Here is a 20352-nt window from a genome sequence, read left to right on the forward strand (position 1 = left end):
ATTGTGTTGAAAAAAATAATCTGACAATAGATTCGATCTATTTGAATTAAAATTAATCTTAGCTCCTGAAAAAAGAATAATTTAGCTTAAAAATAAATTTCATGTTTTCAAAATTAGTTTGCGGCACACTGCTATTCTTCTCTGCGGTGGGCTTTGCTCAAAAATCTAAAGCGATCAATACAGTTTTAATGGGCGGGAAAGAAGTTCATACTTATGCCAAATTGCCGGCACTGAATAAACCGGCTCCTAAATTTACCCTTACCGATGTGAATATGAATGACCAGACCCTGGACTCCTTCAAAGGAAGATACGTTATTCTGAATATCTTTCCGAGCGTAGACACCGGTGTTTGTTCTGCTTCTGTACATCATTTCAATGAAGAGGCTGGAAACCTTCCCAATACGGTAGTCCTTTGTATTTCCAAAGATCTGCCGTTTGCCCAGAAAAGATTCTGTGGCGCAGAAGGCATTAAAAACGTAATCATGCTTTCCGATTTCCGTTCAGACTTTGGCTGGAATTATGGTGTGGAACTGGTAGATTCTCCAATGAAAGGGCTTCTGAGCAGAGCAGTTGTGGTGATAGATCCTTCAGGTAATATTATCTATGAAGAACAAGTGCCGGATATTTCTCAGGAACCGAATTATGAAGCGGCTATTGCGGCTGTGAAATAATAAATGGCTTAAAAATAAAACTCAGCGAATTGCTGAGTTTTTTTATGTTATAATTGTTTTGTTGGAAAAACGCTAAGGCGAAAAATGACATTAAAAACTTTCTGTTGTAAGGCGCAAGGATTTTATCTCCGATAAAATTTCACACCACCACTGTCGTTGCGACCCGAAGGTGAAGCAATCTCAATATTCTCCCGCAGATTAGGCGGATTAAGCAGATAAATATAAAAAAGATCTGTGAGATTTGTGGGAAAGAATAACGTAATACTTACTGAAAACCTCACATTGAGCCAAAACGAAATGTTCTTGCAATTTCAAATAAAAAATGAAGCACAAAAACTTTATACTCTTGCAATTCTCCAACAAAAATTTTGCATATTTGTAGAAAATACGGGTCATGCAAAAAGAAAAACTACGCAATGCAAGAAAAGTAAAAGGCATCACGCAACAACAGATTGCAGATATCATCGCCACAGATGTCTCTAACTACAGCAGAAAAGAAAGTGGAGATGTAAGGATTTTCAATGATGAATGGGAAAAAATTGCCCGTTTTCTGGAAGTTCCCATAGAGGAAATCTTTGAAGAAGAGGAAGCAAAGCAGATCAATCATTTTGATAATATTACTGGAAGTAGTGGTTTTGGAAATAACATAAATGGTAATCTTTATTGTAACGTTCCAGAGTTCCTTCTAGAAAGCCAAAGAGATTATATAGAAATCTTGAAAAAAGAAAACCAGAGATTACAAGAGGAGCTAAATGCCCTTAAGAAAAAATAAAAAACTCAGCAAATTGCTGAGTTTTTTTACCGTAGTTGAAAACGCAAAGATCAAATTAAAGAAATACGGTGCTCAAGCGGGCAAAGAAGAATCAATCAAGATTGATTTTATGAAGCTGCCGTTTTACATCCCGCTTCATCAGTGGCGCAGCCACATCCCTTTGCTTCCTTATTTTAAAACGAATAATAATTAAAAGCTTTGCGTCAAAAAAACATTTTTGTTGGTAAACGCAGAGGCGCAAAATGATATTTAAAATATATTTTTTAAGGCGCAAGGATTTTATCTACGATAAAATTGAACGTTGGTTATTTTTAAAGGGTCATTCCAATAAAAAAATCTGTGTTATCTGTAAAATCTGTGGGAAAACAGACAACGCTCCACTTGCTGAAAAATCTTAATTTGTATTTACTTTTATATATTTATTCATCTATCAACAATATTATTCAAACCATGAGAATATTTTCTTTCTGAATTTAAAAATAATAAAACCAGATATGATCAATGATAAAACAGAAAACATAATACTTATCCAATTGAATTCTTCTGCTGCCTTCAGATTTCCGGGAATCCTTTTTTTATTTTTTACGAGTGTTTGAGAAGACAACTTCATTCTTTCTTTTAAAACAGGATTTTCTAAACCATATTTTTTGGCCTGCAGATAGCTTTTTTCAGCATCATATTTCTGGTTCATCAATAAAGCAATATTTCCAAGGTCAAATAAAAGCTGTGCTACAATTGGATCCTTAGGTTTTACAAAAGTCATTCTCTCATTCAGCTGATAAAAGATCTGCATTTTAAGCAATTGAAGATCATCCTTGCTTAATGTGGACTTAGGAGCTTTCCCATTCCCAAAATCTTTTCCAATAAGATCGGTGGATGAGATAGATTTGCCACTAATTTTAGCTTTTAAAATATTAAGGTGAATCCATTCAGATTTTAAGTGAGAATGAGGTTCTATCTTTACCGCGGTTTCAATCCATTTCAGAGCTTCTTTATTGTTTCCTATCAGCTCATAAGCTGTACCTATATTGGATGCTGTAGAGTATCTGCCAGGCTGTAAAGTTTCAATCCTCCTATATAGATCAATTGCTTCCTGATATCTCCCTAAAAGAATTAAGATATATCCTTCGTCCGACAAATAATCAACATCTTTTGTCTTATCATATCCTTTTTTCAGCTTCACCAAAAACTCTTCTAATTCTTCTTTACCACCAATCTGGTGTCCGTATGGAACTTCACCATCAAAATCAACATATAGTATCTCTTGATTGGCTAAAACCATTTTTTCTCCATTCAGGCAGGCAAAAGCAGATATTGAAAATAAAGTTCCGAAAAGTAGACTAAAAAGGTATTTTTTCATTTTTGTGTATATAAATTTCTAGTTTTTATTGAATTTTAAAAATAAAAAAACTTTACTATATTTTTAAATAGAAACTTTAATTTTATGTGGATGCCATTCAGAGCACAGGCCAAGGAAGCCAAAACTTAATTTTAAATTTCGGCTAAAGCCAATCATATTACGCACAAAAGAAAACAGGCTTCCTTCGACTATGCTCAGGAAAATAGCCCGTTCCTATTGATGTTGAGATTCTTCATTCCATTGCATTTCACTCAGAATGACAGTTTTCCTTATAAATATCAATTAAGATTCTACCACCATAGCTCCATCCTTCAAAATCAAATACTCCTGTCCCACTTCCTCAGAAATATTTTTCAAATCCTGCTCATCAAACACCTGAGGAATATAGCATTTCTCGTGGGCAAACAATCCGTAATGGATAGGCACCAGCTTTCTGGCGTGCAGAAGATGAACTGCAGCAAAGGCTTCTTTCAGATTGAGGGAAGCGGGAACTGGGCTGTATTCTAATCCAATGATCTCGAAATTTACTACTACTCCGTTTACGGGTAAGAAAGCGTAATCTATATTGGGATTTTCTTTTCCAAGCTTCCAGAACTGGTTGTGCCAGATGGTATCTCCTCCGTGAAAGATTTTAGTATCACCATCATCTACAATCCAGGAAGATTGTATTTCTCCCACTCCATCCATCGCAAATACCGGTTTGAAGGTGATATTGTTTTCTGTGAAGGTTTCATCAAGATTCAGGACGATCATTTCAACATCAGGTACAAGTTTTCTTACAATAGCTTCCAGTCCTGCGTAGACGATCAGTTTTCCATCTTTCTTTAAACATTTCCTGATGACACCTTTATCAAAATGGTCAAGGTGCATATGCGTAAACAGGATATAATCTGCCTGTACATGGTCTGAAAATTCTATGAGATTTTCTACAGCATCTCCCAAAACGGGTTTGTAATAAGAGAAATCTTCTACAGCATCTATTAAGATGGTTTTGTTATGTGAAGTGAGTTTTACACCTGCCCAGTTTAATTTTTGTATTTCCATATTCTTTTTTCAGCAAAGGAAGAAACTTACGGAAGGCCAGTCAATAAACAAAAGATAATTAATGAATAGGTATGTAGAAAGATAAACGCGATGTACGCAAAGAATATATTAATGATGGCTATTTTTTCGATCGCAAGGGCATTTCATTCAGCTAAAAAATTATACCATTGCTGAGCGACAGCGCCTTTGCGAACGTTGCGTTAAGGCTTACGAAGACAAGGCAATAAACAAAAGATAATTAATGAATAGGTATGTAGAAAGATAAACGCGATGTACGCAAAGAATATATTGATGATGACTAGTTTTTCGATCGCAAGGGCATTTCATTCAGCTAAAAAATTATACCATTGCTAAGCAACAGCACATTTGCGAACGTTGCGTTAAGGCTTACGAAGACAAGGCAATAAACAAAAGATAATTAATGAATAGGTATGTAGAAAGATAAACGCGATGTACGCAAAGAATATATTAATGATGTCTATTTTTTCGATCGCAAGGGCATTTCATTCAGCTAAAAAATTATACCATTGCTGAGCAACAGCGCCTTTGCGAACGTAAAATTAAAATGAAAAATCTTTGCGAGCGTTGCGTTAAAAATAACACTAATGAATACGCTTTCTGATCCGGCTTAAAGAAATAGGTGTAATGCCAATATAGGAGGCAAGGTATTTCAGAGGAATATTCTGAATGTAATGGGGTTTGTTCTTCAGCAGGTATTCATAAAGGTCCTGCGGAGTGTTTTTCAGCAGAAGCATTTCTCTTTTCATTGCAGCGTTGAGCTTTCTGCTCAGATAATAGTTCTGTACGAAACGGCAGTGTGGATTGACAGCAAACAGGTTTTTCACCTCATCCAGGGTGATTTCCCAGGCCAGTCCTTTGTTGATGGACTCGTAAACGGCATTAGAACTTTTTTCTTCAACAGTAAAAATATCGCCGGGAAAGTAGAATTCTGCACAGATCTCGGTATCGATATCTGAGGTGCTGCTGATGTAGTATTTACGGACAAGCCCATCTTCTACAAGATAGGCTTTGTTGTCAGTAAATATATTTTTCTTTGAAAATTCAACCTCAGCAAACTTCTCCCATACAGGATCACTATCCTCTACGTTCAGGTGTGAAAACAGTTTTTTGTTGATGGTTGCCAATGTTGAATTTTTATATTACAATAAGTTTTCGTCTACAAGGTTCGGAAGTGTTACTTTTAAGTTTGGTTCTGCTTCCATCGCTCTTTTAATGGCAAAAACAGCGCCTTCATTTCTTGCCCAGCTTCTTCTTGAGATTCCGTTGTTTACATCCCAGAAAAGCATGGATTTTAATCTTCTGTCGGCATCATCACTTCCGTCAAGAAGCATTCCGAAACCTCCGTTGATCACTTCTCCCCAGCCTACTCCGCCACCATTGTGAATGGAAACCCAGGTAGCTCCACGGAAACTGTCCCCAATCACGTTATGAATGGCCATGTCCGCTGTAAATCTTGATCCGTCATATATATTGGAAGTCTCTCTGTAAGGAGAATCTGTTCCTGAAACGTCATGGTGGTCTCTGCCTAAAACCACAGGTCCGATTTCTCCGTTTTTAATGGCTTTGTTGAAGGCTTCAGCAATTTTCATTCTTCCTTCTGCGTCTGCATAAAGGATTCTTGCCTGAGAACCTACCACCAGTTTGTTTTCCTGTGCACCCTTGATCCATTGGATATTGTCCTTCATCTGCTGCTGGATCTCTTCAGGAGAGTTCTTAACCATTTCCTCTAATACTGCACAGGCAATATCATCTGTCTTCTGAAGATCTTCCGGATTTCCACTGGAACATACCCAACGGAACGGCCCAAAACCATAATCAAAACACATAGGTCCCATGATATCCTGCACATAACTCGGATATTTGAATTCTCTTCCTAATGTCGGATTTTCTGCCATTACATCAGCTCCGGCTCTGGAAGCTTCCAGTAAGAAGGCATTTCCGTAATCGAAGAAATACGTTCCCTTTGCGGTATGTTTATTGATGGCTGCAGCATGTCTTCTCAACGTTTCCTGAACTTTTTCTTTGAACAACTCAGGGTTTTCAGCCATCATGGTATTAGATTCTTCAAAACTTTGCCCTACCGGATAGTAACCACCCGCCCATGGATTGTGAAGGGAAGTCTGATCTGATCCGATATCGATTCTTAAATCTTCCTGATCAAATTTCTCCCAAACCTCTACAACATTTCCAAGGTAAGCCAAAGACACTGTTTCTTTGTTCGCCTGTGCTTCTCTTACTCTTTTTACCAATGCATCAAGATCTTCATGAATCTCATTCACCCATTTCTGATCGTGACGGATTTTCGTGATCTTAGGATTCACTTCTGCACATACCGTAACGCAACCAGCAATGTTCCCTGCTTTTGGCTGAGCTCCACTCATTCCTCCTAATCCTGAAGTAACGAAAAGTCCTCCTTTCGGTTCTTTCTTGATTTTTCTGAAAGCATTTAACACAGTAATCGTCGTTCCGTGAACAATCCCCTGAGGGCCGATATACATATAACTTCCTGCCGTCATTTGCCCATACTGAGTAACACCTAATGCATTGAATTTCTCCCAATCATCCGATTTGGAATAGTTCGGGATCATCATACCATTCGTTACAACCACTCTTGGTGCATCTTTGTGAGAAGGGAATAATCCCATCGGATGTCCTGAATACATTACCAAGGTCTGTTCATTGCTCATTTCAGACAAATATTTCATGGTCAGCAGATACTGCGCCCAGTTGGAGAAAACCGCTCCGTTTCCACCATACGTAATCAGTTCGTGTGGATGCTGTGCTACTGCATAATCCAGGTTATTCTGAATCATCAGCATGATCGCTTTCGCCTGCTCAGATTTTCCGGGATAGTCTGTGATAGGCCTTGCCTTCATTTCATAATCCGGACGGAAACGGTACATATAAATCCTTCCGTAATCTTCAAGTTCCTGCTTGAATTCAGGAATCAGTTCTGCATGAAACTTAGGTTCGAAATAACGTAAAGCATTCTTCAATGCCAGTTTTTTCTCTTCTTCTCCTAAAATTTCTTTACGCTTCGGAGCATGGTTGATATTGGTCTCGTATGGTTTTGGTTGTGGCAGCTGATTAGGAATCCCCTGCTGTATCTGTTCTTGGAATGTCATATTACTATTTAAAGGTCTATGTTTTTAAACAATGTTTGAAGTTTTAAAGATATTCAAAATAGGAAATATAGGCAAGAGGCGTAGAGAAGAATGGTTTAAAGTTTAAGGTTTAAAGTTTAAAGTTTAAGGTTTAAGGTTTAAGGTTTAAGGTTTAAGGTTTAAGGTTTAAGGTTTAAGCAAAATTATGAAAACTGTAAATCGACTATCATTTGATATTAAATACTATATTTGAATAAATACCTCAATTCCCCTCCCCCGGAGGGGTGGATTTCAAAGTTAATAACTTTGAAAGACGGGGTGGTTAAAAACACAATCATGAAAGAAATCCTCACCGTCATCAACGGAATTCCTATCCGCAGGAATTTCGTTGAAAACCTGCCCTACAATCCCTATTTAAAAGCATTATCAAAAGAAAAACGTAAAGCCCGGATTTTGGGAGAAGTGATCTTCTGGAAAAAAGTCCGTGCAAAAAAATTCTATACCATTGATTTTGACAGACAAAGGATTATCGGAAATTATATCGTTGATTTTTATGTAAAAACGCTTGGCCTCATTATAGAAATAAACGGTTCAAGCCATGACGAAAAACAGATTTATGATGGGATAAGAGAGGAATATCTTGAATCTTTGGGGTTGTTGGTTTTTAGAATCAGTGATTTTGATATGAGGAATAATTTGAGTTGGGTGATGAAGGAATTGGAGGATTTTATTGTGCTGCACTATGGAACCACCCCGTCTTCAAAAATTTTTTAATTTTTGAATCCACCCCTCCGAGGGAGGGGAATTGCCCTTACCCATATTAGTTGTTATTTCACATAAAAAAACCTTACTGAAATTCAATAAGGCGGTTTTTTGTATTGTTAAAGTTTAGGTTAAAACATCATCGTTTTCTTCTTCATGGTCATCTTCATTATCGCTGAGACTCCAGTAATTGTTTTCTTCATCTTCTGCACCTATTTCTTCCATTTCATCATCGTCTTCGGCTCCCGGAATATCCAGGCCTTTATCGATTTTATCTTCATCAAAATCTTCATCCAGAATAGGATTTCCGTCGCCATCGAGCGAAATATGTTTTTCTCTCTTAAATATATCTTCATTAGGGCTATAATCCATCTGTTCTAATCTCTTGTTTTGCTCATTAATATTTTTCTCTGGTGCCATAGTATTTAAGATTTTAGGTTTATATTATCAGAACAAAAATAATTCCAAGTTATGATGATTGATGAGAATAAACGTCAGGATTTGCACAATGCGGCATTTTCTCATTTCGTGAAAAAGCGATGATATTTCCTGCTGCCAGTCTGGCCATTCCATTTCGGGCTTCAACAGTAGCGGAACCAATGTGAGGCAGTACACAGACACTGGAAAGCCCAAGAATAGGATCATCTGCAGACATTGGTTCCGGATTGGTTACATCCAGGCCTGCTCCCCAGATTTTTTTGTCAACGAGTGCCTGATACAGATCTTTTTGATTGTGAAACCCTCCTCTGGCTGTATTGATGAAAATCGAGTCCGGCTTCATTTGTTCAAATATTGAATAATTAAACAATTCTTTCTGTTCGGGGGTAAAATTAGCGTGTACACTCAATACATCCGAGCTTCTGATCAGTTCTTCGAAAGAAACATAAGCTGCTCCCAACTCGTTTTCTGCTTCTTCATTGTGATGGCGGTTGTGGTAAATGATGTTCATACCAAAAGCCTTTTTTGATTTTTCAGCCATTTCATACCCAATCCGGCCCAATCCAAAAATTCCCAGTGTTTTTCCATATAATTCCTGGCCCAGGGCATGTAGAGGATCAAATGTTCCCCAGTTATCATCTCTTACTTTCTGAAAATTATAGCTTGCTCTTCTGGCAACAGACTGCATCAGTAAAAAAGCAACATCTGAAGTAGCCCTGCTCAGAACATCTGGCGTATTTCCCACCGGAATGTGTCGTTGTGTCGCTTCTTTAATGTCAACGTGATCAAATCCTACGGAATAAAGAGCAATGGCCTTCACATTCGGGCAGGCTTCAAAGAAGTTCTTATCATATTTAAAATCTGCGCCAATACTTAAAATCGTATCTGTATTTTTACAGTAATTAAGCCATTCTTCATAAGAAAGGTTTTCTTTTTCCGGGATTATAATCTCCAGGCCTGCTTCTTCCAGCATTTTAATTCCTGTCTCGGGAATTTTTTTATTGATAAAAACTTTCATAGTACTGTGGTTTGGTTATTTTAAATAAAAAACCTCACTCGCAAAAAGTAAGGTTATTGAACTTTAATATTAAAAAATTATTTCTCTTCATCCGAATGGTCTTTGTTTTTCTCCCAGGCTTCAGAAGCAATTTCCTGAATTTCTGTCCAAACTTCTTTTGCAGATTTCTGAGCCTGCGCCATAAATCCTTGTTTGGTAGCTTCCTGATTCCTGCTTTTCATGTCATGAAGGTAATCTTTCACCTGCTGGGAATAGCTTTCTATACTGTATCCCGGGTTATTGTGCAGATTTTTCTGAAGATTACTAAAATCATGTGACGCCTTGAATCTGTTCGTGTCCATAATATTAAGATTTTAGTGATGGGGTTCTCATGTGAATCCAATTTTTATTCCGAAACAGATGTAAAATGTATTAAAAAAAGATTAAATCTTATTAATTATCGAATTTCAAAAACACAAACTATGGCTAAGAACAGATATTTGAGACCAGCAGTTTGACCAGTCCTTGTCTGTAATACATTATTGATTTGTATTTCCAAGCATCGGAACAAATTTATATGCTCCGAATTCTTCTTTTTCAAATTCTGTAGGGCCTACTTTGGTAAATCTGTATAAAACCTGTTCATCCGTTGGTCCCAATGGGATCACCATTATTCCACCGATGTTCAGTTGTTTTAAAAGTTCTGTGGGTAATGTAGAAGCGCCACAGGTTACGATGATTTTGTCAAAAGGAGCAAAAGTTGGAAGCCCGGCAAAACCATCTCCGAAACTCTGAAATTTTGGAAACAGATGAAGTTCTCTGAGTTTCTTTTTGGAAAAATCAAAAAGGTCTTTCTGCCTTTCCACCGTATATACATGAGCTTTCATCGCCATTAAAACTGCGGTCTGGTATCCACATCCTGTTCCGATCTCCAAAACTTTTTCACCTGGTTTTACCTTCAGCAATTCAGACTGTTCCGCTACCGTGGACGGATGGGAAATGGTCTGATGGGCGAGAATAGGAAATGCCCTGTCTTCATAGGCAAAATCTTCAAAAATACTTTCGATAAAAAGGTGTCTTGGAACTTCATTCATTGCCGAAAGTACATTTTCATCCGAAATACCAATTCTGTTTCGAAGGTAGTCTACTAAAATCTTTCTTTTTCCTTTATGTACAAACGAATCCTGCATTTGACAAAAGTAAGAAATTAGAAATTAGATTTCAAATCGGGACAAAGAATATCCCAAAAATAAAGCAGCCATTTTTTTGACTGCTGTGTTTTTATTATTAATTCCATTGTATCGGATAAGGCCCGTAAAAATCACTGAAGGTATTATCAGCACATCTTTTTCTCACAAAAAAGTTATAATTCACTGTTTTACTTAATCCTACATAAACAGCTTTTTGGCCTGCAAACACCAGATCTCCACTTGCAGGAGGAGCAAAACTTGTTGTCAAAACCGTTTCATATGCAGAAACTCCGTCATTTTCCCAGGTTACTGTAGCATCAAAAACAGAAGAATTCACAGAAGAGGTTGTTTTTGAATAGGTTGCATATTCTGGTTTTACGCAGGTGGTTGTAGTGCCTGCCAATACGGTAACAGGTCCTGCCCAATGGCTGCGCCCATTAGCTGTTCCACAATTTTTTCTCACATAAAGGTCATATTTGTTATCTTTATATAGAGGGAGATTATAGAAGTTCTTATTGGTGACCACTGTAGTTCCCTTTCCCAAAGAGAAACCCTGTTCCCCATACTGTACTTCATAATAGCCTTCTCCCATACTGATAAAGCTCCAGGAAATCCGATTATTTGTCTTTTCAAACATCAGATTTGTAGGAATACCACATTTGGCCTGTGGGTCATATGGACTATCTCCTATACATCCGGCAGTGCATAATCCGGAAAGGATTACAATCGAAATTATTCTCTTCATAGCTATTTTTCAGACCGTGAATTTACTGTAATTTCATTAATGAATAAACAGGTTCCATATTGAACATCTCCAAGTGAAAAGTCATGTATTTTATAAATGTACATTCACTATCTTTACAAAAATTTAATACAGCTATGTTAAAAGCAGGTTTGGTAGGTGCCGGACACTTGGGAAAAATACATTTAAAACTTCTTAATCAGTCAGATAGATATGAATTTGTAGGTTTCCATGATAAAGATGTTGAGAACGGAAAAAAATTAGAAGCCGAATTCGGATGTAAATATTTTGAAAATTTTGATGAATTGCTTGAGCAGATTGACATGCTTGACATTGTCACTCCAACTGTTTATCATTATGATTATGCTTTAAAAGCCATTGAAAAAGGCCTTCATTTCTTTATTGAAAAACCGGTAACCCAGACTCTTGAGCAGGCAGAAGAAATTCTTCGTTTGTGCCAGGAAAAAGGAATCAAAGCACAGGTAGGGCACGTTGAGCGATACAACCCGGCTTTTATTGCTACTAAGGAATACATCAGTACTCCAATGTTCATTGAAATCCACAGGCTGGCAGAATTTAACCCACGTGGTACGGATGTTTCTGTAGTATTGGACCTTATGATTCACGATCTTGATATTTTATTGAGTATTGCTAAATCTAAAGTAAAAAATATCCATGCAAGCGGTGTTTGTGTAGTCAGCAAAACTCCGGATATTGCCAACGCAAGAATAGAGTTCGAGAACGGATGTGTGGCCAACCTTACGACTTCCAGAATTTCTATGAAGGCGATGAGAAAAAGCAGATTCTTCCAGAAAGATGCTTACATTTCCGTTGACTTCCTTGAGAAAAAGGCTGAAGTGATCAGAATGAAAGATGCTCCTGAAAACCCTACTCCATTTGATATGATTATTGAAAATGCGGAAGGAGAAAAGAACCAGATCCTGTTTGAATATCCGAATATCCAGCCTAACAATGCTATTCTGGACGAATTAAATTCCTTCGCTGATGCGATTACTGGCGACAAAAATGTAGAAGTTTCTCTTGAAGATGGAACTGAAGCATTGAAAGTGGCATTAGAAATTATGAAACTGATCAGTTAAAAATACGCTGACTCTTAAGCGGCAATAGTACAAAGCTATCTTATAATCAGAATAATGGTTATGAGATAGCATTTTTTTTATCAACGCAAAGGTTCATTCTCAGCTCTGCAGTATATTGAATGAGCAAAGGTTAAATCGATTAAAAATCGATTTGATGAAGCGATAGTATTTATTCTGTTAATTTCTGCTTTGTATTTTTTAAGACTTTTAATGAAATAAAAACTTTTCATCAATAATTACGATTTATCAATAAAAAACCCTTTTCAAAACAAAAAAATAATATATTTGAAGAATAATTCAATAAAGCATTGAAAAATTTTGTTTTACATATATGGATATCCGGCAAACGCGATGATGTGAACTTTGATTCATCTCGTTTGATCACCATTCCGTATTATTTCTAATATTTTCCTATTATTTTAAACATTACAATCACTATGAAAAGAGCCATTCTATTATCCGCACTTTTATTGTCTCAATTTGGGACATCACAATTACTGAAGACTTCAGGACAAAAAATCGTTAATGATAAAGGTGAAAATATTCAATTGAAAGGCCTTGGGCTCGGCGGTTGGATGCTGCAGGAAGGATATATGCTGAAAACTGCTGATTTTGCAGGCCCTCAGTATAAGATTAAGGAGAAAATTGCAGAATTGATTGGTGAAGACGGAATGAATGAGTTCTACAAAGCTTACCTGAAAAATGGAATCACAAAGCAAGATATCGACTTTTTAGCCAAAGCAGGATTCAATTCGATAAGGTTGCCGATGCATTACAACCTTTACACCCTTCCTATTGAAAAAGAACCTGCAAAAGGAAAAGATACATGGCTGGAGGAAGGTTTTAAAATGACTGATGATCTTCTTCAATGGTGCACCGATAATAAAATATACCTTATTCTGGATCTGCATGCAGCTCCGGGAGGTCAGGGAAATGATGCGAACATCTCTGATAATGACAAATCTAAGCCTTCACTTTGGGCTAATGAAGAAAACCAGAGAAAAACGATTGCGCTTTGGAAAAAACTAGCTGAGCGGTATAAAGATAATCCATGGATTGGAGGGTATGACCTGATTAACGAACCCAATATCAATTTCACCGGGAAAAACCCGAATGGCACAGATGAAATGTCTAACGCTCCACTTTGGAAGCTTCAGAAAGACATCACTGCAGCTATTAGAGAAGTTGATAAAAAACATATTATTTTTATTGAAGGAAACGGATGGGGAAACAATTATAACGGGCTTCCGGCGATCTGGGATAATAATATGGCCTTCAGTTTTCATAAATACTGGAATTACAATGATGATCAAACCATTCAATTTGCGCTGGATCTCAGAGAGAAACACAATATGCCGATATGGCTTGGGGAAACTGGTGAGAATTCCAATGTATGGTTTACCGAGCTGATTCAGCTTTTGGGCAAGCATAATATAGGATACGCCTTCTGGCCGATGAAAAAGATTGATAATATCGCGGGAATTACCAATGTAAAAATCACGCCTGAATATGAAAAGCTGTTGGATTACTGGAAAAACGGAGGTGAAAAGCCTTCTAAAGAGTATGCCAAAAAAGCTTTATTACAGATTGCCGATAATTATAAACTGAACAATACGGAAATTAAAAGAGATGTAATTGATGCCATGTTCAGACAGGTTACAGAGGCTTCTACAAAACAATTCAGAAATCATCAGGCTCCGGGAAGAATATTTGCTTCAGAATATGATTTGGGAAGAATGGGGGCTGCGTATCTGGATAAGGATTTTATTAATCTCTGGGTAAGTGATCCGGCTAAAAGATCGGAGTGGAACTCCGGACAGCAGATGAGAAATGACGGGGTGGATATTTATCAATGTAATGATAAAGTTACCAATCAGTATTATGTAGGAAAAACAGAAACCGGAGAATGGCTTCAGTACACAGTTCAGTCCAAAGGAGACAAAAGTTATTCGATGGATATCAGATATTCTGCGGCCAACGATTCTAAAATAAGAATTGAAACGGCTTCAGGAAAAGTTTTAGCTACAGTATCATTGGCATCCACGGGTGGAAATGAAAACTGGAAAACGGTATCAGCAAAAAACATCAGCCTTCAAAAAGGGGAAAACAAGATCAGAATTGTCTTTGAAAATGATGGTGTTAATCTGAATTATTTTGAATTAAAATAGTAATAATTGTCTTAAATTGCAGCTCTCTTCCGGTCTTCAGAAGAGGGCTTTTTTAATGATCATATTATGAAAAAAACAGCATTCTTTTTCCTTTTGATTTCAGCATTTACCTTTGCCCAGACTTCTTTATTAGAACAGAAAATAAACTCAATCCTTAAGAACAAAAAAGCTACTGTGGGCGTTTCTGTCCTAGGTTTTGAAAATGGTTTTACATACAATAAAAACGCAGACAAAAAGCTGCCAATGCAAAGTGTATTCAAGTTTCACATTGCCGCAGCGGTTCTGAATGCCATAGACCAGGGAAAGCTTTCTCTGGATCAGAAAATTAAACTGGATCAGTCAAATTTACTCGAGAATACATGGTCGCCGCTTCGTGATCAATATGCCGGGAAGAATGCAGAAGTTCCGTTAAGTGAAGTGATTGAATATACGGTTGCCAAAAGTGATAACAACGGTTGTGATATTCTTCTCAGGTTATTGGGAGGTACCCAGACTGTTCAGAAATTCATGGATTCCAAAGGGGTACAAGGTTTTCAGATCAAATATAATGAAGAAGACATGCATAAAGACTGGAATGTTCAATATGAAAATTACAGTACTACAAAATCAGCAGTCGATATCCTCAAAAAATTCTATGACGGGAAGTTACTTTCCAAAAAATCTACAGATTATCTGATGAAAGTACTATGGTCTACTTCCACAGGATTGAATAAAATGGTGGAACAACTTCCCAAAAACACTCCCGTGGCAAGAAAAACGGGAGCTTCCGGGAAAAATAAAGCAGGTTTGACAGGTGCGGAAAATGAAATAGGAATCATTACTTTACCGAATGGAAAACATTATGCATTAGCCGTATTTGTCAGTAATTCAACGGAAACGGATGCAGTCAACTGCAGGATGATTTCAGATATTTCCAGAGAGGTTTGGGAATATTTTAATAAGTAAAATTTTAAGCTTATTTTTAAAGCGATTTAACATGAAAAAAATAATAATAACAACGGCTCTGTTTGCTTTCACATTCTTTTACGCTCAGAAGAATCAGAATTATTTAGAGATCAGCTACGGAAGTGTATGCTGTGGCCCTGCCTCTGATAAACCTGTGATGAGCTTTCTGAAAGAATTTAAGAACAAAAGCCAGATCAAAAGCCTGGAAGTCCTGATCCAAAAAGGCATGGGAAGAGAAGGTGAATATACATTGTATGTTGGCACCGACTTTCTTACAAAGAATCAGAAAAAACGATTGATAAGAGGTTTAACGGCTACTGTTTCCAACCAGAATAACAGTAAAAAAAACCAGAGTGTAGGAAATGTTACCTTTGACTCTACAGCTGTTGTCACACAATCGGATCTTACAGACGCAAAAAATTTAACTATCTATAAAAAATAAAGGAAAAATGATTAAAAACATTGTAGTTATCGGAGCGGGAACCATGGGGAATGGTATTGCACATACTTTCGCACAAAGCGGTTTTAAAGTAAATCTTGTAGATGTATCCCAGGAAGCTTTGGACAGAGGTTTAAAAACCATTACTACGAATCTTGACAGAATCATTGCAAAAGGAAACCTTACAGAGGAGCAAAAAGCTGAAACTCTAGGTAACATCACTACTTTTACAGCATTGAATGATGCTGCAGGTTCTGCAGATCTTATTGTAGAGGCAGCTACAGAAAACCTTGATCTTAAATTAAAGATCTTTGGTCAGATGGATGAACTGGCTCCTGCCAACTGTATCCTTGCAACTAATACTTCTTCTATTTCTATCACAAAAATTGCTGCGGCTACCAAAAGAGCTGATAAAGTAATCGGAATGCACTTTATGAATCCGGTTCCTATCATGAAACTGGTAGAAATTATCAAGGGATATTCTACTTCCAAAGAGACTTTTGATGCCATTTATGAAATGAGTAAAACTTTGGGTAAAGTTCCTGTCGAGGTAAATGATTATCCAGGTTTTGTGGCCAACAGAATTCTAATGCCAATGATCAATGAGTCTATCGAAACCCTTTATAACGGAGTGGCTGATGTAGAAGAAATTGATACGGTAATGAAACTGGGAATGGCTCATCCGATGGGTCCGCTTCAACTGGCAGACTTTATTGGTCTTGATGTATGCCTTGCCATTCTGAACGTAATGTATGACGGTTTCAAAAATCCTAAGTACGCTCCAAACCCATTGCTTGTGAATATGGTGACAGCCGGAAAACTGGGTGTAAAATCTGGAGAAGGGTTTTACGATTATTCTGAAAGCAAAAAAGCTGAAAAAGTTTCAAAAATGTTTTTGAAGTCATCTTAAATCAATAATTTTATTTATCTTTGAGAAAGTTAAAACATTAAAAAAATGAAATTACCAAAGTTTTTATTAGCAGATAATTCGGAATTTCCAGAGGATCTATTCGTAGTTCATACAGAATATCCAAGATTTATCCTAAACGTTGAGGAAGAAGAAGTTGAGTGGTTAGATGATCTTGAAGGTGATGATGAAGAAACGATGGCAGACGAGGCTACTAAAGTAGTAGAAGCAGCATTCAAATGGTGCGATGAAGAGTTGGCTAAGTACGACGAAGAAGAGGAAGATTAATAACACTCTAAACATAAAAAGGAACTCAATTGAGTTCCTTTTGTTTTTTATTCTGATTTTGTGAATTTCAATAGCAAAAGATTGTCTTTGTACAATTCTAAAGTATTTCCGGAAACCACATATTTGTTAGCTTTTCCCATCATATCCATAAAGTTCTGTTCTACCCCGATGTTGCTGCACATCATTTTCGTAGATCCCATCTGTCCCGCTGCAAAACTTCCTGTAGACGGATCTATTGTAGCTGTTCCGAAATAGTTGTTACATCCTGCATTTCCAGTGATCTTTTCTCCTTCAATATTTAATGTTGGAACTTTACCTTTTACCGTTTCAGCCAGTGTCCATTTTGTGCTGGCAAGAGCAGGCTGAGCTTTTCCTACTTTAGATGCAGACGGGCTTGTCATGGATCCACATGAAGCCAATACTGCCGCTGTACATATACTTAAAAAAAGATTTTTCATTTTTTTCTTTTTGAATTAACCCAAATTTACGGAAATTATATTATTTAAACGGGTTGCCGTGAATTTTATTATTCTTTAACATTTGATATTTTGAATATTTTTCCGAGCAAAAGATCTTATTATGCGGTCATAAGTTGGAAAACGCAAAGACGCAAATTTGTTAATATGCAAAGAGTTTAAGGCGCAAAGATTTTATCTCCGATAAAATTTTAATACTATACCCTTGTCATTCCGAGCAAAGCAAGGAATCTATACTATAATTGGTTTATAAAATATATTGAGACTCTTACGGAGTGATAAAGACTGTGGATAGATTGTTTTTATACAAAATTTCCATTTTAAACACGAATAACATTAATATTTTCACTAATATCACTAATGCAATTCAATAGGAACGGGCTTTAGCCCGTTTTTCTATCCACAAAAATTCATTTGGCTTTAGCCCAAGCCTAACAAAACAACAACGCAATAAAACAAAAAAACGGACTTAAACAAGTCCGTTTCTATTATGTTGAAATATATATTTTCAATGATTAAGATCTCAACTCAGCGTTGAATTCTTTCTGGAAAGCTTTGATCAGAGAATCCATTACCTCTGTAATCTCTTTTTCTTCCAGTGTTTTTTCTTCGTTTAACAGTTCGAAGCTCATGGCATAAGACTTCTTACCTTCAGGAAGATTTTTACCTTCATACACATCGAACAGATTAATGTTTTTAATGAATGGAGATTTGTTCTTCTTAGCCGTCTGGTATAAATCCTGATAGTTAACTGTTTTATCAATCAATAAAGCTAAGTCTCTTCTGATTTTGTTAAACTTCGGAATATCTTTGAATTTCAATTCATTTTTAGAACGTAACTCCTGAGCAAATTCCAGTTCAATTTCTGCATAGAAACATTCCTGATCAATATCAAAGTCTTTCAATAAGGCAGGCGCTACTTTTCCGATTCTTACCAATGCTTTACCATCCGCTTCATATACCAATGCATCAGAGAATCTGTCATCAGTTAGAGCTACTTCTTTGTAATCTACAGCCAATCTTTCCAATAAAACTTTTACATACGCTTTAAGGTTATAGAAGCTTACCGCAGATTTTGGCTGAAGCCAGTTTTCTGCAACGTCTCTTCCGGAAACCAGTAATGCCAGTTGTTTTCTTTCTTCGTATTTATCTTTTTTGTGATAAATTTTTCCTAATTCGAAGAATTTGATATCCTGATTTTTTCTGTTGATATTGTATACTGTATTCTGAAGAAGTCCTTCCAATAAAGACTTTCTCATGAATGCTAAATCTCCGCTTAAAGGATTCAATAGTTTTACAGCATCTGTTTCATCTTTTACAGAAGTTAAAGAGTTGTTCATTACTTCATTGAAACCAAGGCCTTGTAAAGTTCTTGCCCAGCTGTTTTCCAGTTCATCCTGATCGTTAGCACTTAGCTTAACAGGAGTAAATGAAATCTTCTGTGGAGCATCAATTTTATTGTATCCGTAGATTCTTAAAATCTCTTCAATCACGTCAATTTCTCTTGTTACATCTGCTCTGTATGCAGGAACTGAGATTTCGAAACCGTTTGGAATTTCATTTAAAACCTGAATTTCCAATGCTTTTAAGATTTCCTTTACTTTTTCTCTGTGGATTTTTGTTCCTAAAATCTGTTCAATTTTAGAGAATCTCAGGATCACATAGTTGTCTTCTATTTTCTTAGGATATTCTTCCAGTAAGTCACCTACCAATTTACCTTCAGCAATTTCCTGAATCATTTTAATAGCGTGAGTGATGGCTGTTCTGGTAAGATTCGGGTCCACTCCTCTCTCAAATCTGAAAGAAGCATCTGTATTCAAGCTATGCGCTTTTGCTCCTTTTCTCACTGCAATCGGGTTGAAGTAAGCACTTTCAAGGAAGATTGTTTTTGTAGTATCAGATACTCCTGAGTTCTCACCTCCAAATACTCCGGCAATACACATCGGCTTATCTTTACCGTCTTTGATCATGATTTCAGAGCCATTTAATGTTCTTTCAACACCATCTAAAGTCGTGAATTTCGTTCCCGGTTTTACTACACCTACTTTCACTTTTTTATCTGCAATTTTATCTGCATCAAATGCGTGAAGCGGCTGTCCGTATCCGTGAAGAATATAGTTGGTAATATCTACAACGTTATTAATCGGGCTTAATCCGATCGCTCTCAGTCTGTCTTTCAACCACGATGGTGATTCTGCAACTTTTACATCTTCAATAACCGCTCCGATATATCTTGGACACAATTCTGCATCTTCAATTTCCAGTTTAAAATCATGAGTTCCTTCATTATTCAAAACTTCAGAGGCTACTTTATTAAATTGTGACTTCAGTTGGTTCGTAGAAAGATAAGCGTGTAAATCTCTTGCAACACCATAGTGAGACATGGCATCTGTTCTGTTCGGTGTCAATCCGATTTCAAAAACCTCATCATTGGTCAACTCAAAATAGTCTGCAAAGTTTTTCCCTACTTCATATTTTGTTTCATCCAGCACCATAATTCCTCCGTGATCATCGCTAAGACCTAATTCGTCTTCTGCGCAGATCATTCCCTGAGAAACCTCACCTCTGATTTTGGCTTCTTTAATTTCAAAAAAGTTTCCGGTTTTGTCATAGATTTTTGTTCCGACAACGGCTACAGGAACAGTTTGCCCCGCTTCTACGTTAGGAGCTCCGCAAACAATGTTCAGCACTTTTCCGTTTCCAACGTCTACAGTTGTCTTCTTCAGTTTGTCAGCATTAGGATGTTTTTCGCAGGTAAGTACTTTACCTACAACAATTCCTTCCAGGCTGCCTCTTACACTTTCAAATTTATCTATCCCTTCAACCTCAAGACCTATATCTGTAAGGAATTCACCGATTCTTTCAGTTTTTGATTCCGTTTTTACAAAGTCCTTCAGCCAGTTGTTTGATATTTTCATTTGTTAATCT

General features: G+C 36.9%; 20 protein-coding genes. 9 read left to right on the forward strand and 11 right to left on the reverse strand.

What is annotated here, in order from left to right; genetic code table 11:
• Positions 1–101: 101 nt before the first annotated feature.
• Together tpx and FFS26_RS15960 are read left to right on the forward strand one after the other, a co-directional pair.
• Positions 102–671, forward strand: coding sequence for a thiol peroxidase (gene tpx, locus FFS26_RS15955; RefSeq protein ID WP_171006332.1), 570 nt, complete (start codon positions 102–104; stop codon positions 669–671).
• A gap of 394 nt (positions 672–1065) precedes the next feature.
• Positions 1066–1443 carry a helix-turn-helix domain-containing protein gene (locus tag FFS26_RS15960; protein WP_137905536.1) on the forward strand — a complete coding sequence of 126 codons (378 nt, stop codon included), beginning with the start codon at positions 1066–1068 and terminating at the stop codon, positions 1441–1443.
• A 439-nt stretch (positions 1444–1882) separates the two neighbouring features.
• Here the strand turns inward: FFS26_RS15960 and FFS26_RS15965 are convergent, their stop codons facing one another.
• The 4 genes from FFS26_RS15965 to FFS26_RS15980 form a co-directional block, all read right to left on the reverse strand.
• Positions 1883–2803: a tetratricopeptide repeat protein gene (locus tag FFS26_RS15965; protein ID WP_137905537.1), complete on the reverse strand. Its 921-nt coding sequence runs from the start codon at positions 2801–2803 to the stop codon at positions 1883–1885.
• A gap of 282 nt (positions 2804–3085) precedes the next feature.
• A complete protein-coding gene (locus FFS26_RS15970) occupies positions 3086–3847 on the reverse strand; it encodes an MBL fold metallo-hydrolase (protein ID WP_137905538.1) in 762 nt (253 codons plus the stop codon).
• A 602-nt stretch (positions 3848–4449) separates the two neighbouring features.
• Complete coding sequence (locus FFS26_RS15975; RefSeq protein WP_137905539.1) at positions 4450–4992, reverse strand: Crp/Fnr family transcriptional regulator; 543 nt, start codon at positions 4990–4992, stop codon at positions 4450–4452.
• 15 nt (positions 4993–5007) lie between these two features.
• Positions 5008–6993, reverse strand: coding sequence for a urocanate hydratase (locus FFS26_RS15980; RefSeq protein WP_137905540.1), 1986 nt, complete (start codon positions 6991–6993; stop codon positions 5008–5010).
• Between the two features lie 315 nt (positions 6994–7308).
• On the opposite strand from FFS26_RS15980, the gene FFS26_RS15985 reads away from it, so the two are divergent.
• Positions 7309–7746 (forward strand): endonuclease domain-containing protein, encoded by a 438-nt coding sequence (locus tag FFS26_RS15985; protein ID WP_137905541.1) that lies wholly within the window; start codon positions 7309–7311, stop codon positions 7744–7746.
• A gap of 114 nt (positions 7747–7860) precedes the next feature.
• Here the strand turns inward: FFS26_RS15985 and FFS26_RS15990 are convergent, their stop codons facing one another.
• The 5 genes from FFS26_RS15990 to FFS26_RS16010 all read right to left on the reverse strand — a co-directional run bounded on the left by FFS26_RS15990 (position 7861) and on the right by FFS26_RS16010 (position 11104).
• Positions 7861–8154, reverse strand: coding sequence for a hypothetical protein (locus FFS26_RS15990; protein ID WP_110011071.1), 294 nt, complete (start codon positions 8152–8154; stop codon positions 7861–7863).
• Positions 8155–8203: 49 nt separating this feature from the next.
• Positions 8204–9190: a 2-hydroxyacid dehydrogenase gene (locus FFS26_RS15995; protein WP_137905542.1), complete on the reverse strand. Its 987-nt coding sequence runs from the start codon at positions 9188–9190 to the stop codon at positions 8204–8206.
• Positions 9191–9267: 77 nt separating this feature from the next.
• On the reverse strand, positions 9268–9531 hold the full coding sequence (locus FFS26_RS16000; RefSeq protein ID WP_110011069.1) for a prevent-host-death protein: 264 nt from the start codon (positions 9529–9531) through the stop codon (positions 9268–9270).
• Between the two features lie 177 nt (positions 9532–9708).
• Complete coding sequence (locus FFS26_RS16005; protein WP_110011068.1) at positions 9709–10359, reverse strand: protein-L-isoaspartate(D-aspartate) O-methyltransferase; 651 nt, start codon at positions 10357–10359, stop codon at positions 9709–9711.
• A gap of 97 nt (positions 10360–10456) precedes the next feature.
• Complete coding sequence (locus tag FFS26_RS16010; RefSeq protein WP_137905543.1) at positions 10457–11104, reverse strand: hypothetical protein; 648 nt, start codon at positions 11102–11104, stop codon at positions 10457–10459.
• A 134-nt stretch (positions 11105–11238) separates the two neighbouring features.
• Between FFS26_RS16010 and FFS26_RS16015 the strand changes: the two genes are divergently transcribed.
• The 6 genes from FFS26_RS16015 to FFS26_RS16040 all read left to right on the forward strand — a co-directional run bounded on the left by FFS26_RS16015 (position 11239) and on the right by FFS26_RS16040 (position 16948).
• Positions 11239–12201, forward strand: a complete 963-nt coding sequence (locus FFS26_RS16015) for a Gfo/Idh/MocA family protein (protein ID WP_137905544.1) — start codon at positions 11239–11241, stop codon at positions 12199–12201.
• 437 nt (positions 12202–12638) lie between these two features.
• Positions 12639–14369 carry a cellulase family glycosylhydrolase gene (locus tag FFS26_RS16020; RefSeq protein ID WP_137905545.1) on the forward strand — a complete coding sequence of 577 codons (1731 nt, stop codon included), beginning with the start codon at positions 12639–12641 and terminating at the stop codon, positions 14367–14369.
• Between the two features lie 66 nt (positions 14370–14435).
• Positions 14436–15314 (forward strand): CGA/CIA family class A beta-lactamase, encoded by an 879-nt coding sequence (gene bla-A / locus FFS26_RS16025; RefSeq protein WP_137905546.1) that lies wholly within the window; start codon positions 14436–14438, stop codon positions 15312–15314.
• Between the two features lie 31 nt (positions 15315–15345).
• Positions 15346–15756, forward strand: coding sequence for a hypothetical protein (locus FFS26_RS16030; RefSeq protein ID WP_110011064.1), 411 nt, complete (start codon positions 15346–15348; stop codon positions 15754–15756).
• A 10-nt stretch (positions 15757–15766) separates the two neighbouring features.
• Entirely contained in the window at positions 15767–16663 is an 897-nt protein-coding gene (locus FFS26_RS16035; RefSeq protein WP_171006333.1) for a 3-hydroxybutyryl-CoA dehydrogenase, read from the forward strand.
• Between the two features lie 45 nt (positions 16664–16708).
• On the forward strand, positions 16709–16948 hold the full coding sequence (locus FFS26_RS16040) for a hypothetical protein (protein ID WP_002977986.1): 240 nt from the start codon (positions 16709–16711) through the stop codon (positions 16946–16948).
• 47 nt (positions 16949–16995) lie between these two features.
• Here FFS26_RS16040 and FFS26_RS16045 read toward each other — a convergent pair whose 3' ends face one another.
• Positions 16996–17406 carry an META domain-containing protein gene (locus FFS26_RS16045; protein WP_062671854.1) on the reverse strand — a complete coding sequence of 137 codons (411 nt, stop codon included), beginning with the start codon at positions 17404–17406 and terminating at the stop codon, positions 16996–16998.
• Between the two features lie 533 nt (positions 17407–17939).
• On the reverse strand, positions 17940–20342 hold the full coding sequence (gene pheT, locus FFS26_RS16050; protein ID WP_137905548.1) for a phenylalanine--tRNA ligase subunit beta: 2403 nt from the start codon (positions 20340–20342) through the stop codon (positions 17940–17942).
• Between the last annotated feature and the right edge of the window lie 10 nt (positions 20343–20352).

Origin of the sequence: Chryseobacterium sp. 2VB (assembly GCF_005503635.1) — a bacterium.
Lineage (GTDB): Bacteria > Bacteroidota > Bacteroidia > Flavobacteriales > Weeksellaceae > Chryseobacterium > Chryseobacterium cupriresistens.